Here is a 19,205-nt window from a genome sequence, read left to right as displayed (position 1 = left end):
GTTAAAAGTTAAAAGTGAAGAGTTAAAAGGCTGCTCTACCTTTCAACTCTTCACTTTTGACTTGTGTACTTAATCAACAGGATTAGAATATCTTCCCCGGGTTGAGAATGCCATGCGGGTCGAACACCTGCTTGATGCCCCGCATCAGGTTGAGGTTGGCTTCCTTGAGGGCGATGCTGATGAAGGGCTTCTGCACCAGGCCGATGCCGTGCTCGCCGGAGATGGTGCCGCCCAGCTTGACGCACAGCTCAAAAATCTCGGAGATGGGCTGGCGCAGGCCAACGTTCCACATTTCATCATCCAGCTCGCCGCGGATGATGTTGACGTGCAGGTTGCCGTCGCCGGCGTGGCCGTAGCACACGCTTTTAAACCCGTAGCGGGCCCCGATTTCCTTTACGCCCTTCAGCAGGGTGGGCAGCTCGGCCCGGGGCACTACGGTGTCTTCTTCCTTGTACACCGAGTTGTAGCGCACGGAGTTGCCGATGTTGCGGCGGATGCGCCAGAGGTCGTCTTTCTGCGCGGCGGTGTCGGCGAGCAGGATTTCACCTACATCGTAGGTTTCCAGCACGGCATACACCTGCTCCGCTTCTTTGTACAGCTGGTCGAGGTCCTGCCCGTCGAGCTCGATGAGCAGGTGGGCCGTAATGTCTTCGGGCAGCGTGAGGGGAATATTGAGGTAGTTCGACGACCAGGCAATGGCCTCGCGCTCCATAAACTCCATGCCCGAAGGGATGATGCCGGCCCGGAACACCGCCGAAACAGCTTCCGCGGCCTGGGCTTCCTGGCGGAAAGGCACCAGCATCAGAATGTTCTGCTGCGGATAGGGCAGCAGCCGGAACACCACGCGCGTGATGATGCCCAGGGTACCTTCTGAGCCTACCATGAGCTGGGTGAGGTTGTAGCCGGTGGCATTCTTGAGGGTGTTGGCGCCGGTCCAGATAACCTCGCCGGTGGGCAGCACCACCTGCAGGTTCAGGACGTAGTCTTTGGTAGTGCCGTACTTCACGGCTTTGGGGCCGCCGCTGCTCTGGCTCAGGTTGCCGCCCAGAAAGCAGCTGCCCTTGCTGGCCGGGTCGGGCGGGTAGAAAAGGCCCACTTCCTTTACTGCGTTCTGGAACGCTTCGGTCACCACGCCCGGCTCCACGGTTGCCTGCAGGTTACGCTCGTCAATTTGAATAATCTTATTGAAGCGCTCCATACTGAGGACCAAGCCATTGTGAATGGGCAAAGCCCCACCGCTCAGGCCCGTGCCGGCCCCCCGGGCGGTAACGGGAATGTGGTGCTCGTGGCAGAGACGCATAATCTGGCTTACTTCTTCGGTGCTCCCGGGCTTTAGCACTACGTCGGGAGCGAAGTGTAGGTCTTCGGTGTGGTCGCGGCCATAACCGGCATACACATCGGCTTCCACGTGGCGGGCAGTAATAAGGTTGGCCGAGCCCACAATGGCCTCAAAAGCCGCCAGAATCTCGGGGGTAATCTGATTGAATTTCATAGAAAAAAGCACAAGCTGCGCCGTGGGCGGTATCTTTGCCCCGATGCGAAGCGTGGTGACGAAGATACGGCCAGCCCAATGGCCGACGAGTTTATCTGCGGTAAGTGCGCTGTTTTTCAGCCAGGCACTCCCCCACCCGGCCCTGCGCGGCCTGCCAATTTTGCTGCTGGCAACGCTGCTACTGGGCAGCTGCCACCGCAAGCTGAACTACCGCGATGGGCAGTACCGCTCGGCCCGGGAGATGGTTCGAATGAAAAAGGGGGTGAAGACACCCGCCCGCCCGGTGGCTAGGCCGACGAAGGTGGTTAAAGAAAAGGAAAAGTACGTGGCTCCGAACGGCGCTGTTACCAAAGTGGTGACCAAGCGCCCGGTGCGCACCGGCAGCGCTACCGGCACCCTGGCCGCTGTTATTGAAGCCGCCCGCTCTTACCAGGGCACCCCTTACCTTTTTGGCGGCACCACCCGCCTGGGCCTCGACTGCTCGGCTTTGCTGCAGCTCTCCTTTGCGGAAGCCGGCGTGGATATACCTCGTTCCTCCAACGAGCAGGCCGTGTGGGGAGAGCCGATAAAGCCCACTGAGCTGCAGCCTGGCGATTTAGTGTTTTTCGGGGCTACCCCCGGCAGCCGAACCATCACCCATGTAGGCATGGTGACAGTGGTTGACGAAGAAGGCGTCGATTTCATTCACGCTTCCACCTCCCTTGGCGTAATTGAAAACAGCTTAGAGTCTGACTATTACCTCAGCCGTTACATCCGAGCCGTGCGCCCGCGCCTGTGAAGCCCAGCGCGCAGAATGCCTTATTGTTCCGGTGCGGCTTGTCTGCGTCAATAGTAAATTTGACGTAATACCAGCAAATTTCTCAGGTGTACATTTGTACTGCTTTTTGCCCGAATTTCTCTTTTCACCAACTTTCCCTTTATGAAAAACATACGTTTACGCCACTTGCTGCTGTTGGCGCTGATGTTGCTCACCACCCAGCTGGGCTGGAGCCAAGGTGCCACAACAGCTGCAATGAGCGGAATAATTTCGGATAAAGCCGGCAACGGCTTGCCTGGTGCTACCGTCATTGCCACCCATACCCCCACCAACACGCAGTATGTAGCACCTACCAACTCGGAAGGGCGCTTCAATATTCAGAACATGCGCGTGGGCGGGCCTTATTCCCTGAAGGTTACCTACGTAGGTTACAGCGATGTAAACCGCAACGACATCAACCTCAGCCTGGGCCAGAACCAGCGGGTTGACATCTCCCTGACGGAAAGCACCACGGAGCTGGCAGCTGTCCAGATTACCGGTCGTCGCAACCCGGTGATTAGCGCAGACCGCAACGGCGCAGCTACCACGGTACAGCGCGAGCAAATTGAGCGCCTGCCTACTATCTCGCGTAGCTTCCAGGACTTCACCCGTCTTACGCCCCAGGCTAACGGCAACTCGCTGGGTGGCCGTAACGGGCGTTTCAACAACATTCAGATTGACGGCGCCTCCAACAACGACCTGTTCGGCCTCGGCAGCTCGGGTGCCCCGGGCGGTCAGGCTGGCACCACCCCTATTTCCCTCGACGCTATTCAGGAATTCCAGGTGGTGCTCTCGCCCTACGACGTGCGTCAGGGCCGCTTCAGCGGCGGCGGTATCAACGCCGTAACCCGCTCCGGCACCAACGAATTTACTGGTTCCGTGTTTGCCTTTGGCCGCAACCAGAACACGGCTGGCAAAAGCCCCACGCCCGACCCCGTGACCGGTGAGCGCACCAAGCTAAATGAGTTCTCGGACTACCAGACCGGTTTCCGCCTCGGCGGCCCGGTTATTAAAGACAAGCTGTTCTTCTTCGTGAACGGCGAGGTTACCCGCCGCAGCGCTCCCCTGCTGTTCCGCGCAGGTGGTGCCGGCGAAACGGGCTCCAACGTTGTTGGCTTTGTGAACACCACGCAGCTGCAGCAGATTTATGACAAGCTGCGCGAGTATGGCTACGATGCCGGCTCCTTTGGCGAAATCAATGCCGAAACCAAAAGCAATAAGGCCTTTGCCCGTCTCGACTGGAACATCAGCAACAACCACCAGCTGACGCTGCGCCACAACTTCGTGGATGCATCCGATGACAACATTACCCGCAGCCAGACCAACTTCCGCTTTGGCAACAACGCCTATCAGTTCCTGAGCAAAACCAACTCCACGGTAATGGAACTGAAGAGCCAGTTTGGCAGCCGCTATGCCAACAACCTGCTGGTGGGCTACTCGACTATTCGCGACAGCCGTACCACCAAAGGTGATATGTTCCCTTCCGTCACCATCACGGCGAGCAACGGCACCATCAACGCAGGCTCGGAATTCAGCTCCGTGGCCAACCGCCTGGACCAGGATGTTCTTGAAATCAACGACAACTTCAACATTTTCGCGGGTAAGCACGTCATCACCATCGGTACCAACAACGAAATCTTCCGTTTCGACAACCTGTTTGTACAAAGCACCGAAGGCCGCTACGACTTCCCCAGCATTGATGCCTTCCTGAACAACACGGCCTCGGGCACTGGCTTCCGCTACCGTCAGAACTTCCCCCTGCCCGGCGGCCGTCCCACGGCCAAGTTTGGCGCGGCTCAGTTTGGTGTTTACATCCAGGATGAATACAACCTGCGGGACAACTTCCGCCTGACCGGCGGCCTGCGCGTCGACCTGCCGATGTACTTCGACAAGCCTTCGCTTAACCCACGGGTTGACTCTACCTTCGCTAACGCGGCCGGTGGCCCTGTGTACGACGTAAAAACCGACCGTCTGCCCGAAAACCGCCTGCAGTTCTCGCCGCGTCTGGGCTTCAACTGGGACGTGCGCAAAGACCAGAGCTTCCAGGTGCGCGGTGGCGTGGGTGTGTTCACCGGCCGTCCGGCTTACGTGTGGATTTCCAACCAGTACGGCAACACCGGCGTCGACTTTGCTACGTTCGACTCCAACAACGGCACCGCGCCGGCGGGTGGCTACGGCCTGACCAGCAACTACTCTACCCTGCGCAATACCATCAGCAGCACGCCGGCCCGTGCGGCCAAAGGCAGCATCGCGGTAACCGACAAGGACTTCCGCAACCCGCAGCTGGTGCGCGCCAACGTGGCCTTCGACTACCTGTTGCCGCTGGGCATCGTGGCTACGGTGGAAGGTATCTACTCCAAAACCCTGAACGACGTGCTGCCGGTTGACATTAACCTGGCTGCTCCCACCGGCACGCTGCAGGGCGATGGCCGGCCCGTGTACCCCACCGGCAGCGCCCGCTTCCGCAACAGCCGCGACTTCAACAACGTGATTATGCTGACCAACACGAGCAAGGGCTACCAGTACAGCATCACGGGCGAACTGAAAAAGCAGCTGACCGGCGGCTTGTTCGCCTCAACGGCTTACACCTATGGCCAGTCGCGTGACCTGTACTCGGGCACCAGCTCGACTGCCGTGTCCATCTGGGAATTCAACCCCCACGTATCGGGTGCTAACAACCTGGAGCTTTCCTACTCGAACTTCGACCTGCGTCACCGCGTGATTGGCGCCCTGTCCTACCGCAAGGAGTACGCCAACCACTTTGCCACTACGTTCTCGGCCTTCTACAACGGGCAGTCGGGCTCGCCTTTCTCGTACACCTACTTCGGGGGCGACGTCAACAACGACGGCGGCCAGTTCACCAGCAACTCGAACGACCTGATTTACATCCCCCGCAGCCGCGAAGAAATTGTGCTCGTAACGGCCAGCAACGCCGACCGTCGCTCACTGGACCAGGTGTGGAACGAGCTGAACACGTTCATCGAGAACGATGAGTACCTGAGCAAGCACCGCGGCGAATACGCGGCCCGCAACGGCGCCCGCACTCCCTGGCAGCACCGCATCGATGTGCGCCTGCTGCAAGACCTCTACATGAAAATTGGTGAGAAGAACCACACCATCCAGCTGTCGGTCGACGTCATCAACTTCGGCAACATGCTGAGCAGCGATTGGGGCCGCGACTACTTCGTAGCGAACCAGAACTATGGTCTGCTGCGTTACCAGGGCCTTGAGAACGGCACCACGGGCCGTCCTACCTTCAGCTACGGCACCGGCACAGCACCGACGCCCACGGAGGCATACCAGGTAAGCCAGCTGGCTTCGCGCTGGCAGGCCCAGTTTGGCGTTCGTTACTTGTTTTAATCAGTCAGCAGGTTTAGCTAACAGCATATTCTTATGAAACTTTCCTTTGCTTCGCTTTTCACCAAGTTCACGCTCGCTACCGCGGTAGCCGGCACCTTGGCTGGCTGTGACGAGCCCGAGTACGCCACCCCTAGCCCCGTAACTACTTCCAGCGTGGGGCAGGCGCAGGTGCTGATTGTTAATGCATCTCCTGGTACGCAGGGTGTTACCATCACGCGCGACAACGCTGCATTTGGGATGGCACTGCCTTACCTGGGCATGTCAACGACAAGAAGCTATACGGCAATGCCGGCCGGACAGCGCTTGTTCATTTACAACGACCCGGCTAATATTCCGGCTACCCCCACCACGGCGCCGGCCGGCACGCCCCCCATTACGACGGCCCGCTCCCTGGTGTCGCGCACCTCGTACCTGGGTGGTACCAGCTATACCATTTTCCTGACGGATGCCCCCACCCGGGCCTACGCATTCCCGGTAACGTCTTCCTCGGACCAGGGCGGCATCCGGTCGATAACCCTGACCGATAACCTCAACGCTCCGGCCGCAGGCAATGCCAAAATCCGCTTTGTAAATCTGTCGCCCTCGGGCACCTATGGCATTTACAATAGCGTCACGATGGCATCGCTCTTCTCGGCCGTACCAAACCGGGCTTATCGCGCTACTACCAACACGTCGACGGCCATGCCGCCCGTGACCACCAACTTTGCCAACTTCACGGAAGTAGCCGCAGGCTCCTACACGCTGGACGTTCGCAGCACGGCTACCACTCCTATTGTGGGGACCCAACAAGTGTTCACGCTGGCCGCCGGGAAAATCTATACCTTCTACACCCGCGGTATAGCCAACAACACCACTACCCCGCTGGGCATTTCAGTGGTTGAGCACAATTAATTGATTTCTAAGCGAGTCAATTTTTTAAAAGGGCTGGAGAATTTCTCCAGCCCTTTTTGTTTTAGACGACCACAAAAATTTCTTCAGTTTTTTTTGCCAAAGCGCTTGCCAGACAAATTTCAAGCTGTACTTTTGCACAACCAAAACGCAACTGGCGTAGCGGAAACCAACAAAAAGGGGGATTAGCTCAGCTGGCTAGAGCGCTTGCATGGCATGCAAGAGGTCATCGGTTCGACTCCGATATTCTCCACTGAAGGTGTGAATGAAGACAAGCAGGCAGTTTCGGTAGTACCGGAACTGCCTGTTTTGTTTTATGCCTCCTACTCCCCTGCCAGAAACCGCCTCAGGTAAGGGGCAGTGCGGCTGGCTTTCACCTTGGCTACGCTGGCCGGGGTGCCCGCCGCCACAATGAGGCCGCCGTCTTCTCCTGCCCCGGGGCCAAGGTCAATAACCCAGTCGCTGCCGGCCACCACGCGCATGTCGTGCTCGACCACCACCACGGTGTTGCCGGCTTCTACCAATCCGTCGAGCTGGGCGAGCAACTTTTCTACGTCGGAAGGGTGCAGGCCGGTAGTAGGCTCATCGAGGATGTAAAGGGAGTTGCCGCGCTGGGCCCGCTGCAGCTCGGTGGCCAGCTTGATGCGCTGGGCCTCGCCGCCCGACAGCTCGGTAGCCGGCTGGCCCAGGCGCAGGTAGCCCAGGCCTACTTCGCGCAGCACCGTGAGGGCGCGGTGCACCAGGGGCTCTTCGGCGAAGAACTCCCAGGCGGCGTCCACTGTCATGCCCAGCACGTCGGCAATGGACTGGTCGCGGTAGGTTATCTCCAGGGTTTTGGCGTTGTAGCGGCTGCCCTGGCACACCGGGCAGGGTGCGTACACACTGGGCAGAAACAGCAGCTCCACCATCACGAAGCCTTCGCCCTGGCAATTTTCGCAGCGCCCGCCTTTCACATTAAAGGAGAAACGACCGGCATCGTAGCGGCGGGCCCTGGCGGCTTTGGTGGCGGCAAACAGCTTGCGCACGTGGTCGAACAGGCCCGTATAGGTGGCCATGTTGGAGCGCGGCGTGCGGCCAATGGGCTTCTGGTCGACGCGCACCAGGCGCTTGATGTGCTCCATGCCACCGGTGATGCGGCCCCCGCTTAATACCGGGGCGGCCCGCTCCAGGGGCTCGCCTTCTTCTTCCTCAGCGGGTACCTCCTGGCCCAGGTGCCCGGCCACCAGCTCCACCAGCACCTGGCTTACCAGGCTGGATTTGCCGGAGCCCGACACGCCGGTAACGGTGGTGAACACGCCCAGGGGAAACCGGGCCTCCAGCTCGTGCAGGTTGTTGCGAGTGACGCCGCCCAGCTCCAGCCAGCCGCTGGGGGTGCGCGGGGGCCTGGGGGGCAGCGCTTCCTGACCAAAGAGAAACCGCCCGGTTTGTGACGCCGGCACCCGGGCCAGTCCTTCGGGCGGGCCGCTGTACAGGATTTCGCCGCCCTTCTCCCCCGCGGCCGGTCCCACATCGACCAGCCAGTCGGCTTGGCGCACCACGTCCAGGTCGTGCTCAACAACAAATAAGGAGTTGCCGGCTTTTTTCAGCCCGGCCAGGGCCGCCAGCAAAGCCTCTGTATCGGCAGGGTGCAGGCCGGCGGAGGGCTCATCCAGCACGTAGACCACACCGAACAGGTTAGAGTACAGCTGGGTGGCCAGGCGCAGGCGCTGCAGCTCCCCGGGCGAAAGGGTGGGCGTGCTGCGCTCCAGGGAGAGGTAGCCCAGGCCCAAATCCAGCAGCACGGCCAGGCGGGCCACCAAATCCTGGGCAATGCGCTGGGATACGATGGCCTGCTCGGGATGCTCGGCTGCCTGGCGGGCATGGCCCCGGCCTTTGCCCTCGGCATAGGGCTGCAGCAGGCTGGCCACGCGCTTAAGGGGCAGCCGCGACATGTCGGCAATGTCGAGCCCGGCAAATGTCACGGCCAGTGACTCCCGCCGCAGGCGCTTGCCCCGGCACTGGGGGCAGTCGCTGCTGAGCATAAACTGCAGGGCCCGCTTTTTCATCAGGGCGCTGTGGGAGTTGGCAAACGTGTGCAGCACGTGCCGCTTGGCACTGGTGAAGGTGCCCATGTAGCTGGGCTCGAGCTTGCGCTTGAGGGCCTGGCGGGTCTGCTCGGGGGTGAAGCCGGCGTACACCGGCACCACGGGCTGCTCTTCGGTAAACAGAATCCAGTCGCGCTCCTGCTGGGGCAGCTCGCGCCAGGGCCGGTCTACATCGTAGCCCAGCGTGACGAGGATGTCGCGCTGATTTTGCCCGCCCCAGGCCGTGGGCCAGGCCGCAATGGCCCGCTCCCGGATGGTGAGCGAGTCGTCGGGCACCATGGACTTTTCCGTCACCTCGTAGATACGGCCCAGGCCGTGACAAGTGGGGCAGGCACCTTCGGGCGTGTTGGGGGAGAACGCCTCGGCATACACGATGCCCTGGCCGGGTGGGTAGTCGCCGGCCCGCGAGTAAAGCATACGTAGCAGGTTGGACAGCGTGGTGACGCTGCCCACCGACGAGCGGGTGGTGGGCGTGCCGCGCTGCTGCTGCAGGGCCACAGCCGGCGGCAGCCCCTCAATGGCGTCTACTTCGGGCACGGCCATCTGGTGAAACAGGCGGCGTGCGTAGGGCGAAACTGACTCCAGGTAGCGCCGCTGGGCTTCGGCGTACAGGGTGCCAAACGCCAGCGAGGACTTGCCCGAGCCGGACACGCCGGTGAAAACCACCAGCGCATCGCGGGGAATGTCAAGGTCTACGTTTTTGAGGTTGTGCTCGCGGGCGCCACGCACGCGCACGAAGCCAGCAGAGTCGGCAGCGGGAGAGGAAGAAGCTGGGGGCATAGGAGATTGTGAGTCGGCAAGGCAGGGGAAGCCGTGCCAAGCTATACGAGCCGGGTGCTGAATAGGTAGCAGCCGGGCTCAGGGCGGCGGGCTGTCTACGAAATGGCGGAGTAGCTTTGGCAAATATTTCATGCTGGTTCTGTATGCGCTGCCTTCTCTTCTGTCTGCTTTTAGCTTCCCTGTGGCACGGCCGGGCCCTGGCCCAAGCCTCGCGCCCCACCGCTCCCCGACGCCTGACGGCGGCGGAAATGCAGCTCATGCGCAGCCAGCCCCTGCTGGTGATGCTGCAGCGCGAAGAGGCGCAGAAGCTGAAAAAGCTGGCCGGCAACCCGGCGGGCCTGCAGATGTACCGCGACGATATGGCCAAGGTCAATGCCATCCTGAGGCAGGCCGCGGCAGCCTGGACCTTGTCGCCCAAAGTCGAATACCGATACGCTGACCAGGTCGACTCGCTGGCCATGGCCAAGGATGCCGGGCAGCTCAACGTCCTGGATTTTGACGAGGTAGCCTTTCCGGCCTACCCCGCTTCTGCGCAACGCTCCTGGGCCGCGCCTGTGCCGGGGGGCGTGGTGGGCAGCACGGTTCCGCTGCCTAGCTTCCGGCTGCGGGTGTTTATCCGCCAAAGAAATTTTGCCGTGCACTCAGAGCCCATCCTGGGCCCTGGTGTGCAGGAAAGCGACATGCTGTACTGCATGAAGCTCATACAGATGTACGCGGCCGGCAACCGACGCCAGCAATTAAAGACAGGGCCCACGCCCCCTACCCTGCTCCTCTGCCAGGACGACCGCGCCGCCGACCTGACCGACGCGCAGATAAAGCAAGTGTATCCTTATCCCTATCAGTTTGTTTCGCGGGCCGACTACGAAAAGGCTTTTCAGGAAGGCACTCCCGGGTACGCGCTGGTTCGCCTGTGCTGGCAGGGCTACGCCATCACTTCGCCGCTGGTCTTTATGCCGTCTACGCTTGACCTAGTTTGCGGTGGCGATTTGCACAGTCTTAAAGAGGTACGCATCACGCAGAAAGACTTTAAGAGCTTTAAGAAAACCCTGCTGCAGTAGCATAGGCAGTCAGTAGTTGCTCTTTTAAGCGCGTAATGGTTTAGGATTAGAACCTCTTGAGCTATTGCTATCGAAGCAGCCTACTTGCAGGCGCTAAGGTGCCGGCATTCCAGGGCACTTATTATTTAATCAGGGCTGGTTATCAGGCAGCTTAAAAGGCAAGCAGAAAAGCAGCGGCTATTTTACTTTGAAATTCAAAGTTCTTTTGTAATTTTGAATTATACCCCTGCCTTACCCTCACGGCATACTTTTCCCCAGCATCCGGGAATTACTGAACCAGCACTCGCAGTTTTAAGTGGTCCAGTGCTTTTCCGGATTCTCCCACATTTATTACCCATGGAATACTTCGTGCCTGCCAACTCCGTCGTGCGCACCATCTGGGGCAAGGCCGATACGGTGCTGTTCATCTTTGCCGGGGCGGCGGCAGAGTTTGCGCTCAACAAGGCCGTGGACTGGCTGTATTTCACCGGCCGGCTGCCGGCTGACCCGCTGGGCCGCCTTTTTTCGACGGTGGAGTATGCCCGGCAGATAGTATTTGCCGAGCGGGAAGGTGCTGAGCGGGCCATTGCCGGCATTGCGGCCATTCATGCCGCAGTGGAAGCCAAGCGCGGCGCGGCCATTCCCGACTGGGCTTACCGCGACGTGCTGTACATGCTGATTGACTACTCCATTCGCGCTTTCGAGCTGCTGGAGCGTCCCCTGACGGCCGGTGAAAAGGAGCAGGTGTTTACCGTGTTCTGGCGGGTGGGCCAGGGCCTGGGCATTCCCGATTTGCCGCTGTGCTACACCGACTGGCTGCCCGAGCGCGAGCAACGCTTAAAGGCCGACCTGGAGTACAGCCGCTTTACGGCCGACCTCTACCAGCAGTACCGCCGTCACCTGGGCCTGGTACGCTACCAGCTGCTTCGCCGGGTGCAGGCCCTGGTAGTGCCCCAGCGTGTGCGGCACATGCTTAACCTGCAAACCGGGAATTGGCTGCGCCCGGTGCTGGCCACTTACTGCCGCACCCGCCACCTGGCCCTAAGCCAGTGGGCCCGGGCACTGCTACTGCCGGAGGCATACCGAGCCCAGATTGCCGGGCTCGATATCGAGCCCAAGCCCGTATTAACGAGGCCGGCGCACACTGCTAATGCTCTGCAGTAAGCCCGGCGTCTTCCCTACCAGAGCTTGGTGTCGTGTACACCCGGTGGCAGGGGCGGCAGGGCCGACAAGCCCAGCACGCACCAGCCGGCCTCAACTCCAAAGGCACCGCCCTGCAGAATGTGGCTTATCCAGCGCATGATGGAGCGGCCGGTGTATTGCTGGTCTTCGGGCTCGTACTCCAGGAGCAGCAGGGCATCGCCCACGCGGTAGTTCCGGTCGTTTTCGCGCACGTCGAAGGTTTTATTTCCGGCTTCGAGGGCCACAAAGCAGGCGGGCCAGGTTTTCAGCTCGTGGGTGCGGGGCTGGGCCGGAGCGATGAAAGTATTAACGGTATTGTAGGTGGAAGCAGGGGTTCTCATGTGTGAAACAGCTTAGGTGTTTCACCAAGTTACCAGAAAAAAAATTGCCATCCCGGCTCAGCGAACTCCTTATTAGTCAGCGCAAATCACCGCAATCGATTGGGGTGGCTTGTTCCGACTTCGTAAGGAGCATTGCCGACCTGGGATGGCAATCCGGATTTATCTGACGGGGACTGCCTTATACAAACAGCCCTTCTACCGACAGGTAGCGCTCGCCGGTATCGTAGCAGAAGGTGAGCACCCGGCCGCTGGCAGGCACTTCGTTGAGCTTTTTCGCTACCGCTGCCAGGGAGGCGCCCGAGGAAACGCCCACAAACAGCCCTTCTTCGCGGGCGGCGCGGCGGGCCATCTCAAAGGCTTCCTGCTGGGAAACCTGAATGGTGCCATCGAGTATGCTGGTGTGCAGGTTGTCGGGGATGAAGCCCGCGCCTATGCCCTGAATAGGGTGCGGCCCGGGGCTTCCGCCGCTGATAACGGGCGAGAGCTCCGGCTCCACGGCAAAGGTTTTCATGCTGGGGAACAAGGGCTTGAGCACCTCTGTAACGGCCGTGATATGGCCCCCGGTCCCTACGCCGGTGATGTGGTAGTCGAAGCCCTCGGGGGCATCGCGCAGAATCTCCTGGGCCGTGGTTTCGGCATGAATGCGGATGTTGGCGGGGTTGGAGAACTGCATGGGCATCCAGGCGCCGGGCGTGCTGTTCACAATTTCATGAGCTTTCTCGATGGCGCCCTTCATGCCTTTTTCGCGGGGCGTCAGCTCCAGGTTGGCGCCGTAGGCAGCCATGAGGCGGCGGCGCTCAATGCTCATGCTTTCGGGCATTACCAGCGTGAGCTTGTAGCCTTTCACGGCCGCTACCAGGGCCAGGCCCACGCCGGTGTTGCCGGAGGTAGGCTCCACAATGAGGCTATTCTGGTTGATGAGGCCATCCTTTTCGGCCTGCTCTACCATGGCGAGGGCAATCCGGTCCTTGATGGAGCCACCGGGGTTGGCACGCTCCAGCTTCACCCACACTTCTACATCGGGCCGGACATCGGCAAACAGGCGGTTGAGACGCAGCAGGGGCGTGTTGCCAATGGTGGCAAGAATGTTATCGGCTTTCATATTTTTTTCAGTTCTGGAAGTTTACATGAGGACGGCAGCACACCGCGGCCGTCGAGGGGGCGGAGAAGTGCGTGCCGCAACATCGGCCCCAAAGAGAAAAAATGGAAGTGAGCATGTATTTTGAATGAACAGCTGGTGAGGCCGAAGGAGTTAGATGCAGGCTTTCATCATGCTATAGGTCCAGCCCAGGGCAAAAAAAGCAGGCAGGTATTATATGGAAAAATCCCATTCGGCGGGGTCTTCGGCGCGGGAAATATGAATCTGGGCGCGGTGATACACCCGGGAATACGAAGGCACGCTCTCGGTCAGCCACACGTTGCCGCCGATGATGCTGTGGGCCCCTACTACGGTACTTCCGCCCAGAATGGTGGCCCCGGCATAAATAACCACGTGGTCTTCGATGGTCGGGTGGCGCTTCTTGCCCTGTAGCTGCTTGGTCACGCTGAGGGCGCCCAGCGTAACGCCCTGGAAAATCTGGACGTGGGTGCCAATCTGGGCCGTTTCGCCAATTACCAGGCCCGTGCCGTGGTCGATGCAGAAGGCAGTGCCGATTTTGGCGCCGGGGTGAATGTCGATGCCCGTGCGCTGGTGGGCGTACTCGCTGAGCAGGCGCGGCAGGCGCGGCAGGCCGCGCTGGTAGAGGGCGTGGGCCAGCCGGTGCAGGGCCGTGGCATAAAAGCCGGGGTAGTTGGCAATCACTTCGGTGAGGCCATGCGCCGCCGGGTCGGCCTGCAAAATGGCCGTGGCGTCTTCCAGCAGCGTTTCCCGCAGCAGCGGCAGCTGGCTGGTAAACTCCGCAGCCAGCGCGCCGGGGCTGGCCGGCAGCTGGGGCACGTGCCCCAGCAGGTGGGCCAGGTCGCCCTGAAACTGGTAGAGCATGGCAGCTACGGCATCGGCGCTGCTCAGCGCCCGCAGCGCCCGCTCCGGAAACAGGATTTCGAGCAGGTGCTCGGCCAGGGCGCAGAAGGCCGGGCCGGGCAGCACGGCCGGAACGGCCGCGTGCGCCTGGGCCAGCTCAGAAGCAAATAGGTCGAATTCAAGAGACATGGCGGTAATCAGCGTGCGGCATTACTTATGCCAGGCCGTGTGCTTCCCACCGGGCATTGCATTATGAAACCCCAGCCCCGGGGCGAAGGTTTAGCGGGCACGCCACGTAACAGCAGTGCCAACTTAGCAGCGCCGGCCCTAAGTAAGTCCGCATCAAAGCAAAAGAGGCCTGCTTCCTTGCGGGAGCAGACCTCTTTTGTTTCTAGATAACTTACTTATTCCCTTACCTACTAAAATAACCGGAAGTATATGCGTCGGCGTTTTCCCCGCCTTATAACACCACAAAGTTCCGGGTGCCGGGAAGCGGGCGCAATACCTACTTTCAGGTATTTTTAGGGCTGGGGAACCCCTTTTTTTGCATACGGCCCGGCTTAGCTTAACAGACGCCGCACCTCTTCCATGGTTTCGGCAGTTTCAAACTCCACCCCCAGCAGCTGCTCGGCAGGCACTTCCTCGAAGGCCCAGGTAACGTGGTACGGGACGTGAATGGCACGGGCACCGAGCCGGGCAACAGGCAGAATGTCAGACTTCAGGGAGTTGCCAATCATCACGAAGGCCGCGGGCGGCAGGGCGTAGCGCGCCAGCAGGCGCTGGTAGGTAGCCTCGTTTTTCTCACTCACAATTTCGACGTGGTCGAAGAAGTCGCCCAGGCCCGAGCGGGCCAGCTTGCTTTCCTGGTCGAACAGGTCGCCTTTGGTGAGCACCATCAGGGTATGGCCCCGGGCCTTGAGTGCCTGCAGCGTGCCGGGCACGCCCGGCAGGGGCTCGATGGGGTAGTCGAGCAGGCGCTTGCCCAGGTCGATAAACTGCTGGATTTCATGCCCCCGCACCTGCCCGCCGGTGAGCTCAATGGCTGTTTCTATCATGGAGAGCATAAACGACTTGGCGCCGTAGCCGAACAGCTGCATGTTCTGGCGCTGCACGTCGTAGAGCCGGGCATTGATATGGGCAGTATCGGCGTGGGGCGCCAGAATATGCAGAAACTGGGCTTCGACGTGGTCGAAATGCGGCTGGTTAGGCCACAGGGTATCGTCGGCGTCGAAAGCAATAAGCTGAGGAGTGGGCATAGCGGCGGCGAAAAAGCAGGCCAAAGGTACCGAACTTGCGCCCCCATGAAGCAGCTGATTGACCTGGCCACCTGGCCCCGCCGCGAGCACTACGAATTCTTTTCGGCTTTCGAGGAGCCCTTCTTTGGCTTACAGGCCGAGGTGGACTGCAGCGCGGCCCTGGCCGAGGCCAAGCGCCTGGGGGTGCCTTTCTTCCTGTATTACCTGCACTGCACCCTACTGGCCGCCAATGCAGTAGAAGAGCTCCGCTGCCGCGTGGTCGACGGGCAGGTTGTGCGCTACGACCGCGTGCATGCCTCCCCTACCATCGGCCGGGCCGACCATACCTTCGGCTTTGCCTTTGTGGAGGCTCACGAAACGCTGGCTGCTTTTGTAGCTGCTGCCGAAGCCGAGATTGCCGCCGTACAGCAAAGCAGCGGGCTGCGCCTGAACGAGCATACTTCGCGGCCCGACACCATCCACTGCTCGGCCATTCCCTGGGTGAAGTTCACGGGCCTTTCCCACGCCCGCAGCTTCCGGTATCCCGATAGCTGCCCTAAAATTTCCTATGGCAAGCTCTATGAACTAGGCGCCGTCCGGCTGATGCCGGTCTCGGTGCACGTTCACCACGGCCTGGCCGATGGCTACCAGGTGGGCTTGTTCCTGGAGAAGTTTCAGGAGCTGCTGGGGTAGCGTTATTGAGCTCATTAAGAAGACATGAGACGTTAGACATGAGACCTTAGAATCGTTCTGCTGTAAGAACTTTCTAAGGTCTAACGTCTCATGTCTAAGGTCTTTTTATCACTTCACCACTTCCACCCAGCCTTTGGTGACTTTGCCATCGGGCAGGCGGAACAGGTAGGAATACACGCCCGGCGACACATCCGGGGCGTTGCCCCAGGTATTGCGGTAGTTGGTGGTGCTGTACACCTGCCGTCCCCAGCGGTTGAAGATGCTCAGGCTGTTTCCGGGGTAGAACTCCACGTTCTTGATAGTAAACACGTCATTCAGCCCGTCGTTATTGGCCGAAACGATGTTGTAGAACACCAGGCTGCGGTCGGGCGGGATGCAGGGGTCAACCTCAACCGTGGCCGTGGCCGATAGTGGGCAGCCCGCCGGAGACGTGCCGGCAATGGCGTAGGTTGTTGTGCCCGGAGGCGACAGCATAAATGGCCCGGGGCCGGTAAAGGTCTGCCCCCCGCCGCTGACGGTGTAGCTGCCGTTGCCACCGGCTACGCTCAGGCTGGCCGCGCTACCGGCGCAGATGCTCAAGGCGCCGCTCACGCTGAGGCTGGCGGGAGGCGGCACGGTTACGGTAACCGTGGCCGTAGCCAGGCAGCCCGCCGCCGAAGTGCCGCTGATGGTGTAGCTGGTGGTAGCTGCCGGCGCCAGCACAAAAGGCCCGGCCCCGGTGAGCGTGAGCCCGCCGCTACTGAGCGTATAGCTGCCCGTGCCGCCCGTAACCTGCAGGGTGGTGCTGCCGCTGCCCGGGCACAACAGCAGGTTGCCGGCCACGCTAAGCGACACGGCAGGGGCCACACTAAGAGTAAATGTATTGCTGATAGCACAGCCCGTGGCCGATGTGCCGACTACAGTGTAGCTGGTGGTAGCAGCCGGAGCCAATTGGAAAGGACCGGCCCCCGTAAGCGTCTGACCACCGCCGGTAAGGGTATAGCTTCCCACTCCCCCACTCACTGCAATGGAGGTGCTGCTGCCGGTGCAAAGGGCCGTATTGCCCGCAATAGTCAGCGGCGGCAGCGCATTTACCGTGATGGTAACCTGCCCGCTTGTCGGACAGCCATCGGCCGTGCTGCCGCTCACTGTATAGCTGGTGGTGACTGGCGGCGCCAGCACGAAGGGCCCCGCCCCGGTAAGGCTGAGGCCGCCCCCGCTGAGGGTGTAGGTGCCGGCCCCGCCGCTCACGCTCAGCGTGGTGCTGCTGCCTGCGCACAGCGTCGTAGCGCCCGAAAGCAGTAGGGGCGGCACCGGGTTCACCACCACAGTAACCGTCGCCGACGTGGGGCAGCCGCTGGCCGTAACCCCCTCAACCCGGTAGCTGGTCGTAGCCGCCGGCGTTAGCGTAAAAGGTCCGGGGCCGGTCTGTGTTTGTCCGCCTCCGGTAAGGGTGTAGCTTCCCGCGCCGCCGCTGATGGCCAGTGCGGTGCTGCTGCCGGCACAGAGCACGGTGGGGCCCGAAACCGTCAGCGGCAGCACCGGGTCGACGGTGATGGTGACGGTGGTGGTCAGCGGACAGCCGGCTGCCGTGCTGCCCGCAATGGTGTAGGTGGTGGTGGCCAGCGGCGCCAGCACGCACTGCCCGCTGCTGCTCAGCACCTGCCCTCCCCCGCTCACGGTGTACGCGGCCGTGCCCCCGCTGATGGTCAGCGTGGTGCTGCTGCCCCGGCATAGGTTCAGGCTGCCGGTTACCTGCAAAGCCGGCAGGGCCTGCACCTCCACCTGGCGGCGCAGCGAGTCGAGGGGGCAGCCGAAGCGGGAGATGCCGCCCAGCACCAGCTCGGCCCGGCCGGGCGCGGCATTCCAGCGCACCTGCACGGTGGGCAGGGTGTCGGAGCCGATAATGGTGCCGCCCCGGGCCCGCCAGCGGTAGCGCCCCATCGGCCGGCCCACCGGGGCGTAGGTACACAGCCGGGCCGCGTCGCAGATAATGGAGTCGCCGGTGAGGCGCGTAGGCCCCGCAGCGGGCACAATGGTGATGCGGAAGATGTCGGACGTCGCTTTTTTGCGGCAGTCGCTGCTGGTGGCCGTCACCACTACGTCGTAGGGGGAAGGACGGGCCGAGCCGCAGCGCGAGCTGAGCACAAAGGTGGCCCCCACGCTGCCCACGCCCTGCAGCGACACGATACCCGTGTTCTGGCCCGGGGCCACGGTGCCGGGCTGCCCATTAAAGCTGGCATCGATGCCGCCGGGCCCGTCGAGCAGGGCGCTGTTTACTTTAAGCGTCAGCAGCTCGTTGGGCACGCTCGTGGTGGCCGACAGCGGGAAGCTCAGCAGGCGGCCTTCCTCAATGACGTAGCTGCGCGGCACCACCGATGGCGGAGCCAGGGTGGGCGAGGCGCCGGCCGGACACACCCGTACCACCAGCTGGATGTCGCGCCGGGTGCGGCCCACCAGCACCTCCACCCCGTTTATCTGGCGGTACTCCGACACGTCGACCGCCACCACGTAGCGGCCCTGGGTGAGCACCCGGTAGGTGCTGAGGCCGGTGCTGGCATCGAGCTGGGCGATATTGCCCGGTGCCGTGCCAAAAGGCTGGCTTACCGAATACCCCGGCGCGTACAGCACCAGCACCGGCGGGGGCACAAAGCGGGCCGGCGGCACGGTATTGGCCCCCGAAGGATTGGCTGAGTAAGGAACCCCAAAGTCGTAGACAAGCCGGTCGCCATCGGCATCGGTGGCGTTGTTGATAAGCATCACCGTGTCGCCCTGGCAGACCAGCGCCACGGCCGTATCCGAAAATGTAGGCGAGGCATTGCGAATAAGGGGCGGGGCCATGTCCAGGTACAGGGTCATGTTTTCCTGGGATGAAGGCCGGAAGCTCAAGTCGATGTTGCGGATGGCCGCGTTGCGGGTACCATCGGTGACGTAAGCGTAGTAGCCCCCGGCCGACATGGGCAGCTCCACCGTGTCGCGGTAAACGGCCAGTCGTACGGGCGTGGTGGGCGGGCAGCCCGGCGTGGGCTGGGGCGTGGCGAAGCGCAGCGATACCCGCGGCACAATGAGCTGGTCGAGGGCCTCGCCATCCAGGATGCCCCCTTTCTGGTAGATGCCCACGCGCACAAAGGTGCGGCCATAGGGCACCTGCGACTGCGTTGGGCTGCCCGGCACGGTATCCGCATTGATGTACATGCCCACTGTCAGCTCGTAGCGAAAGGGGCGTCCGGGCCTGCCGTTGGCATCAAGGTAGCGGTAGCTCATTTCCCCGCCCAGCAGGTGAGAGGCCTGGGCACCCAGGCTTAGCAAACAGAGCCAGAGGCTAGCAAGCAGCCATTTCGTGCAGCCAGGCTTTGCCGGGCACGGGGCCGTTGCGAC

13 protein-coding genes and 1 tRNA gene are annotated in these 19,205 nt (G+C 61.5%); 7 read left to right on the top strand and 7 right to left on the bottom strand.

The window, feature by feature from the left end; all coding sequences use genetic code 11:
- Window positions 1-82 precede the first annotated feature (82 nt).
- The gene (locus ABD919_RS08430) at window positions 83-1,492 is read right to left on the bottom strand and encodes an FAD-binding oxidoreductase (protein ID WP_345235550.1); all 1,410 of its coding nucleotides are present in this window, start codon (window positions 1,490-1,492) and stop codon (window positions 83-85) included.
- Between the two features lie 160 nt (window positions 1,493-1,652).
- Here ABD919_RS08430 and ABD919_RS08425 point away from each other — a divergent pair, with 160 nt between their 5' ends.
- The 4 genes from ABD919_RS08425 to ABD919_RS08410 all read left to right on the top strand — a co-directional run bounded on the left by ABD919_RS08425 (window position 1,653) and on the right by ABD919_RS08410 (window position 6,789).
- Window positions 1,653-2,270 carry a C40 family peptidase gene (locus tag ABD919_RS08425; protein ID WP_345235549.1) on the top strand — a complete coding sequence of 206 codons (618 nt, stop codon included), beginning with the start codon at window positions 1,653-1,655 and terminating at the stop codon, window positions 2,268-2,270.
- 141 nt (window positions 2,271-2,411) lie between these two features.
- A complete protein-coding gene (locus ABD919_RS08420) occupies window positions 2,412-5,648 on the top strand; it encodes a TonB-dependent receptor (RefSeq protein ID WP_345235548.1) in 3,237 nt (1,078 codons plus the stop codon).
- Window positions 5,649-5,681: 33 nt separating this feature from the next.
- The gene (locus ABD919_RS08415; RefSeq protein WP_345235547.1) at window positions 5,682-6,539 is read left to right on the top strand and encodes a DUF4397 domain-containing protein; all 858 of its coding nucleotides are present in this window, start codon (window positions 5,682-5,684) and stop codon (window positions 6,537-6,539) included.
- 176 nt (window positions 6,540-6,715) lie between these two features.
- A tRNA-Ala gene (locus ABD919_RS08410) sits at window positions 6,716-6,789 on the top strand.
- A 70-nt stretch (window positions 6,790-6,859) separates the two neighbouring features.
- Here the strand turns inward: ABD919_RS08410 and uvrA are convergent.
- Window positions 6,860-9,400 (bottom strand): excinuclease ABC subunit UvrA, encoded by a 2,541-nt coding sequence (gene uvrA / locus ABD919_RS08405; RefSeq protein ID WP_345235546.1) that lies wholly within the window; start codon window positions 9,398-9,400, stop codon window positions 6,860-6,862.
- Window positions 9,401-9,543: 143 nt separating this feature from the next.
- Between uvrA and ABD919_RS08400 the strand changes: the two genes are divergently transcribed.
- Together ABD919_RS08400 and ABD919_RS08395 are read left to right on the top strand one after the other, a co-directional pair.
- The gene (locus ABD919_RS08400; RefSeq protein WP_345235545.1) at window positions 9,544-10,458 is read left to right on the top strand and encodes a hypothetical protein; all 915 of its coding nucleotides are present in this window, start codon (window positions 9,544-9,546) and stop codon (window positions 10,456-10,458) included.
- 336 nt (window positions 10,459-10,794) lie between these two features.
- Complete coding sequence (locus ABD919_RS08395) at window positions 10,795-11,601, top strand: oxygenase MpaB family protein (protein WP_345235544.1); 807 nt, start codon at window positions 10,795-10,797, stop codon at window positions 11,599-11,601.
- Between the two features lie 14 nt (window positions 11,602-11,615).
- Here ABD919_RS08395 and ABD919_RS08390 read toward each other — a convergent pair whose 3' ends face one another.
- The 4 genes from ABD919_RS08390 to ABD919_RS08375 all read right to left on the bottom strand — a co-directional run bounded on the left by ABD919_RS08390 (window position 11,616) and on the right by ABD919_RS08375 (window position 15,176).
- Window positions 11,616-11,960: an ASCH/PUA domain-containing protein gene (locus tag ABD919_RS08390; protein WP_345235543.1), complete on the bottom strand. Its 345-nt coding sequence runs from the start codon at window positions 11,958-11,960 to the stop codon at window positions 11,616-11,618.
- A 178-nt stretch (window positions 11,961-12,138) separates the two neighbouring features.
- Entirely contained in the window at window positions 12,139-13,062 is a 924-nt protein-coding gene (cysK, locus tag ABD919_RS08385; RefSeq protein ID WP_345235542.1) for a cysteine synthase A, read from the bottom strand.
- A gap of 210 nt (window positions 13,063-13,272) precedes the next feature.
- A complete protein-coding gene (locus tag ABD919_RS08380; RefSeq protein WP_345235541.1) occupies window positions 13,273-14,109 on the bottom strand; it encodes a serine O-acetyltransferase in 837 nt (278 codons plus the stop codon).
- Window positions 14,110-14,480: 371 nt separating this feature from the next.
- Window positions 14,481-15,176: an HAD family hydrolase gene (locus ABD919_RS08375; RefSeq protein WP_345235540.1), complete on the bottom strand. Its 696-nt coding sequence runs from the start codon at window positions 15,174-15,176 to the stop codon at window positions 14,481-14,483.
- 45 nt (window positions 15,177-15,221) lie between these two features.
- Between ABD919_RS08375 and ABD919_RS08370 the strand changes: the two genes are divergently transcribed.
- Window positions 15,222-15,848, top strand: coding sequence for a CatA-like O-acetyltransferase (locus ABD919_RS08370; protein WP_345235539.1), 627 nt, complete (start codon window positions 15,222-15,224; stop codon window positions 15,846-15,848).
- 108 nt (window positions 15,849-15,956) lie between these two features.
- On the opposite strand, the gene ABD919_RS08365 is transcribed toward ABD919_RS08370, so the two are convergent.
- Window positions 15,957-19,136, bottom strand: coding sequence for a T9SS type B sorting domain-containing protein (locus ABD919_RS08365; protein WP_345235538.1), 3,180 nt, complete (start codon window positions 19,134-19,136; stop codon window positions 15,957-15,959).
- Window positions 19,137-19,205 lie beyond the last annotated feature (69 nt).

Source organism: Hymenobacter saemangeumensis (assembly GCF_039541835.1).
Taxonomy (GTDB): Bacteria; Bacteroidota; Bacteroidia; order Cytophagales; family Hymenobacteraceae; genus Hymenobacter; species Hymenobacter saemangeumensis.
Note: the sequence above shows the minus strand (reverse complement) of the source record. Positions and strands in the feature narration are given on the sequence as shown.